This is a genomic window from uncultured Aureimonas sp. (genome assembly GCF_913775355.1).
GTDB lineage: Bacteria > Pseudomonadota > Alphaproteobacteria > Rhizobiales > Rhizobiaceae > Aureimonas.
The window spans coordinates 1-5,242 of record NZ_CAJYIU010000084.1 but is presented as its reverse complement, the minus strand read 5'-3'; the positions used below and the strand labels follow the sequence as shown (position 1 = coordinate 5,242).

Annotated in this window: 7 protein-coding genes; all 7 read left to right on the top strand. The window is 69.4% G+C overall.

Annotated features, from left to right (window positions below):
• Positions 1 to 110 precede the first annotated feature (110 nt).
• The gene (locus tag QZ753_RS05970; protein WP_294641870.1) at positions 111 to 542 is read left to right on the top strand and encodes a DUF2852 domain-containing protein; all 432 of its coding nucleotides are present in this window, start codon (positions 111 to 113) and stop codon (positions 540 to 542) included.
• A 123-nt stretch (positions 543 to 665) separates the two neighbouring features.
• Positions 666 to 1,424 (top strand): M48 family metallopeptidase, encoded by a 759-nt coding sequence (locus QZ753_RS05965; RefSeq protein WP_294641867.1) that lies wholly within the window; start codon positions 666 to 668, stop codon positions 1,422 to 1,424.
• Between the two features lie 92 nt (positions 1,425 to 1,516).
• A complete protein-coding gene (locus QZ753_RS05960) occupies positions 1,517 to 2,206 on the top strand; it encodes a phosphoribosylanthranilate isomerase (protein WP_294641865.1) in 690 nt (229 codons plus the stop codon).
• Positions 2,203 to 3,426: a tryptophan synthase subunit beta gene (gene trpB, locus QZ753_RS05955; RefSeq protein ID WP_294641863.1), complete on the top strand. Its 1,224-nt coding sequence runs from the start codon at positions 2,203 to 2,205 to the stop codon at positions 3,424 to 3,426. The genes QZ753_RS05960 and trpB overlap by 4 nt, the downstream gene beginning before the upstream one ends.
• Positions 3,423 to 3,752 (top strand): divalent-cation tolerance protein CutA, encoded by a 330-nt coding sequence (gene cutA / locus QZ753_RS05950; RefSeq protein ID WP_294641861.1) that lies wholly within the window; start codon positions 3,423 to 3,425, stop codon positions 3,750 to 3,752. The genes trpB and cutA overlap by 4 nt, the downstream gene beginning before the upstream one ends.
• Before the next feature lie 19 nt (positions 3,753 to 3,771).
• Positions 3,772 to 4,599 carry a tryptophan synthase subunit alpha gene (gene trpA, locus QZ753_RS05945; protein ID WP_294641859.1) on the top strand — a complete coding sequence of 276 codons (828 nt, stop codon included), beginning with the start codon at positions 3,772 to 3,774 and terminating at the stop codon, positions 4,597 to 4,599.
• Between the two features lie 80 nt (positions 4,600 to 4,679).
• Positions 4,680 to 5,242: acetyl-CoA carboxylase carboxyltransferase subunit beta (locus QZ753_RS05940; RefSeq protein WP_294641857.1), on the top strand; the 563-nt coding region annotated here is incomplete at its 3' end.

Genomic DNA, 5,242 nt, shown 5'->3' with positions numbered 1-5,242 from the left:
GGTCGCTGACGTCTCACGTCGTCTTGCGTTGAAGCGAAAGAAATCCGTCACCATGTCATGAAGCGGGATCCTCGCCCGCTTCCCATGGGCACTGGTTGATGGACACCGACATGACGTCACAAGCTTTGATCCGTCCCGCCTGGACGCCGGCCACGATTGCGCTGATGGTTCTGGGCTTCATCGTGTACTGGCCGCTGGGCCTGGCCATGATCGCCTACATTCTCTGGGGCGACCGCCTAGAGGTCTTCCGCCGCGACGTCGGCCGGGCGACCGACAGCGTCGCCGCGACCTTCCGCCGCTCGGGCGCGCGCATGCCGTTCGCGGCCGAGCGCACCGGCAACGTCGCCTTCGACGACTGGCGCGAGGCCGAGCTGAAGCGTCTCGACGAGGAGCGCGCCAAGCTCCACCGCATGAGCGCCGACTTCGAGGCCTATGCGCGCGAGCTTCGCCGCGCCAAGGACCAGGAGGAGTTCGATCGCTTCATGACCACGCGCAAGCGCAAGGGCGACGTGGTCGACGCCGAGTTCGTCGACGTTCGCTGAGCATCCGCGAGCTTTCGTCCGATCGGGCCGCCGGCATTGTGCCGGCGGCCTTTTTCGTGGGCGTTGCCGGACGCGCCGGGTGCGGCGTATGAAGCCGTTCGGGACGATGCGAAGCGGCGGGCGATGACACGAGGACTCCTGGATCGGCTGACGGGACGCGGGACGAGGCCCGCCCTGCCCGAGACGCTGGTTCTCGGCGACCGGCCGGTGCGCCTCGAGGTCCGCGAGCACCCGACCGCGCGGCGCATCATCATGCGGCTGGCGCCCGGCGGCGGCGCGCTGCGCCTCACTGTGCCGCGCCGCACCCCTGCCCGAACGGTTCTCGCCTTCCTCGACCGCCATCGCGGCTGGGCCGAGGAGCGCCTGTCGATGGCGCCCGGCCGCGTGCGCGTCGCGCCTGGAATGCTCCTGCCGGTGCGCGGCGTCCCCCATCGGCTCCTGCACGATCCGGCCTGCCGCACCGCGCGCTTCGAGACGGGCGGAGGGGAGGCGACCCTGCGCGTCGGCGGCGAGTTGCCGCACCTTTCGCGCCGCGTGCGCGACGTCCTGAAGCGGGAGGCGCGACGCGACCTGCAGGCGGCGGTCGATCGCCACGCCGCGACGGTCGAGCTCCTGCCGCGCTCGCTGACGCTGAAGGACACGACCAGCCGCTGGGGCTCGTGCACCGCCGACCGCCGGCTCGCCTTCTCCTGGCGCATCGTGATGGCGCCGCCGGCCGTCCTCGATTATCTCGCCGCCCACGAAGTGGCGCATTTTCGCGAGATGAACCATGCACTGGCCTTCTGGACCCTGTGCCGCAGCCTCTGCCCGGAAACCGAGGCCGGGCGGCGCTGGTTGAAGGAACAGGGCTCGGAATTACATGCCTTCGACTTCGAACCCTGAGCCGGAGGGTCCAAGCGCTTTACACCGCGGGGTCTCCGGCGCGATAAGTGCCTGTTGAATCGTCGTTTCCGCATCCGAAAGCGTCTACCAGCGTGACCCGCCCGCATATCAAGATCTGCGGCCTCAAGACCGAAGGCCATATCGACACGGTGCTCGCGCGCGGCTGTTCGGAGGTGGGCTTCGTCCATTTCGAGCGCAGCCCGCGCCATCTCTCGGTCGAGGACATGATCCGCCTGCGCGCCCATGTCGGCGGCCGGGCGCTGGTGACGGTCGTCACCGTCGATGCCGACGACGAGTTCCTGAAGCGGCTCGCCACCCGCGTCCGCCCCGACGTGATCCAGTTGCATGGGTCCGAGACGGCGGCGCGCGTCGCCGCGGTGCAGGCGCTGACCGGGGCGACCGTGATGAAGGCGATCCCCGTGGCCTCGGCGGGGGATCTCGAGGAGATCGAGCGCTTCCGGCCCGTCGCCGACCGCATCCTTCTCGACGCGCGTGCGCCCAAAGCTTCGAACATTCCCGGCGGCAACGGCGTGTCCTTCGACTGGGGCCTCCTCGACGCCCTCGAGACCCGCGACTTCACCCTGTCGGGCGGCATCAATCCGGACACGATCGAGGCGGCCGTGCGGCGCGTCGCGCCGCGCGGGCTCGACGTCTCGTCGGGCGTCGAGCGCGAGCCGGGTGTCAAGGACGACGGCCTCATCCACCGCCTGTTCGATGCTTTCGAAGCGGCCGTCGAGGCCGGCCCGCTCCCCCACCACGAAGAAAAGCGCAGGTTCGCATGACCGAGATCCCGACCCCGAACTCCTTCCGCATGGGGCCCGACGAGGACGGTCTGTTCGGCCAGTTCGGCGGCCGTTTCGTCGCCGAAACGCTGATGCCGATCATTCTCGACCTCGAGGACGCCTACCGCACGGCCAAGACCGACCCGGCCTTCCGCGCCCAGCTCGGCGACCTGCAGACGCACTACACCGGCCGCCCCAGCCCGCTCTACTTCGCCGAGCGGCTGACCGAGCATTTCGGCGGCGCCCGCGTCTACTTCAAGCGCGAGGAGCTGAACCACACCGGCTCGCACAAGATCAACAACTGCCTCGGCCAGATCCTGCTCGCCCGCCGCATGGGCAAGACGCGCATCATCGCCGAGACGGGCGCCGGCCAGCATGGCGTTGCGACCGCCACCGTCTGCGCACGCTTCGGCATGCCCTGCGTCGTCTTCATGGGCGCCACCGACGTCGAGCGCCAGAAGCCGAACGTCTTCCGCATGAAGCTGCTCGGCGCCGAGGTGCGGGCGGTGACGGCGGGCGCCGGCACGCTGAAGGACGCGATGAACGAGGCGCTGCGCGACTGGGTCACCAACGTCGCCGACACCTACTACCTCATCGGCACGGCCGCCGGCCCGCATCCCTACCCCGCCATGGTGCGCGACTTCCAGCAGGTGATCGGCGACGAGACGCGCCAGCAGATGCTGGACGAGACCGGCGCGCTGCCCGACGCGGTGGTCGCCTGCGTCGGCGGCGGCTCCAATGCCATCGGCATGTTCCGCGCCTTCCTCGACGATCCGTCCGTCGCGATCTACGGCGCGGAAGCCGGCGGCCACGGCATCCACATCGAGAACGGCCACGCATCCTCGATGAGCGGCGGCCGGCCGGGCGTCCTCCACGGCAACCGCACCTACCTCCTGCAGGATGCCGCCGGGCAGATCATGGAAGGCCATTCGATCTCGGCCGGCCTCGACTATCCCGGCGTCGGCCCCGAGCACTCCTGGCTGCGCGACACCGGCCGCGTCACCTACGTGCCGGTGACCGACGAAGAGGCGGTCGACGCCTTCCACCTTTGCACGCGTCTCGAGGGCATCATCCCGGCGCTGGAGTCCGCCCACGGTCTCGCCCATGTCGGGAAGCTCGCGAAGACCATGGGCCGCGAGCAGTCGATCGTGCTCTGCCTGTCGGGCCGCGGCGACAAGGACGTCAACACGATCGCGGCCCGGATGGGCCTCGAGATGTGACGCTTCATGGCGCTCTCGACGTCACCGTCGCCTGTCCCGACGAGGCGACGGCGCGCGAGATCGCCGACAGCCTGCTCGGCCGGCGGCTTGTCGCCTGCGCGCAGCTGTCCGCGCCGGTCGAGAGCCGCTACCGCTGGAACGGCGCGCTGGAGAGCGCGCGAGAGGTCGTGCTGGTCCTGAAGACGCGCGCCGACCTCTTCGAGCCGGTGGCCGGCGCGATCCGCGCGCTTCATCCCTACGAGGTGCCGGCGATCACGGGCCAAGCCGTGATGGCCGATGCGCCGACCTTGAGATGGATCGCCGACGCCTGTATCGCATCTGCATGACGAACGGCCGGGGCACACCATGACGACACGCATCGAGACGCGCTTCGAGGCACTGACGGCGGAAGGTCGCCCGGCGCTCGTCACCTTCATCATGGCGGGCGACCCCGATGCCGGCACGACGCTGGAGGTCCTGCGCGCGCTGCCCGGTGCCGGCGCCGACCTCATCGAGCTCGGCATGCCCTTCTCCGACCCGATGGCCGATGGCCCGGCGATCCAACGGGCGGGCCTGCGTGCCCTGCAGGCCGGCGAGACGCTCGGCCGCACGCTCGACACGGTGCGCGCCTTCCGCCAGGAGGACGATGCGACGCCGATCATCCTGATGGGCTACTACAACCCGGTCTTCATCTACGGTGTCGAGCGCTTCGTCGCTGACGCGAAGGATGCCGGCGTCGACGGCCTGATCGTCGTCGACCTGCCGCCCGAGATGGACGGCGAGCTTTGCCTTCCCGCGATCGAGGGCGGCCTCAACTTCATTCGCTTGGCGACGCCGACCACCGACGAGCGGCGCCTGCCGGCGGTCCTGAAGAACACGTCCGGCTTCGTCTATTACGTCTCCGTCAACGGCATCACCGGTTCGGCTGCGCCGGACACCACCGCCGTCGCGGCCGCCGTCGGACGCATCAAGGCGAAGACGCCGCTGCCGGTCTGCGTCGGCTTCGGCGTACGCACGGCCGAGCAGGCGCGCGCGATCGGCCGTCACGCCGACGGCGTCGTGGTCGGCTCGGCGCTCGTCGCCGCGATCGAGGCGGCGCAGGACGGCGGGACGCCGGCCATGGTCGAGGCCGTCACCGCGCTGGTGCGCGATCTCGCCGGCGGCCTTCGGGACGCCCGCCTTGCGGCCGCCTGAAAAGGCCGCCATCTAGCAGTCGAAGGCCGGGCCGCCGCAGCGCCGCGCCCGCCGCACGTGTTTCGAAGGACCAGGCTCCCGTGAACTGGATCACCAATTACGTCCGCCCGAAGATCAATTCGATGCTCGGTCGCCGCGAGGTGCCGGACAATCTCTGGATCAAATGCCCGGAAACCGGCGAGATGGTCTTCCATCGCGATCTTGAGGAGAACAAGTGGGTCATCCCCGCCTCCGGCTTTCATATGAAGATGCCGGCTAAGGCACGGTTGAAGGACCTGTTCGACGACGGTGTCTACGACGCCCTGCCCCAGCCCAAGGTGGCGCAGGATCCGCTGAAGTTCCGCGACTCCAAGAAATACACCGACCGCTTGCGTGACAGCCGCGCCAAGACCGAGCTCGAGGACACGATCCTTGCCGGTGTGGGCTCGGTCAAGGGCGTCAAGCTCGTTGCGGTCGTGCACGAATTCAACTTCATGGGCGGGTCGCTCGGCATTGCCGCGGGTGAAGCGATCATCAAGGCCTTCGAGCGCGCGCTGGCCGTGAAATGCCCGCTGGTCATCTTCCCTGCCTCGGGCGGCGCGCGCATGCAGGAAGGCATCCTGTCGCTGATGCAGCTGCCGCGCACCACGGTTGCCGTGCAGAT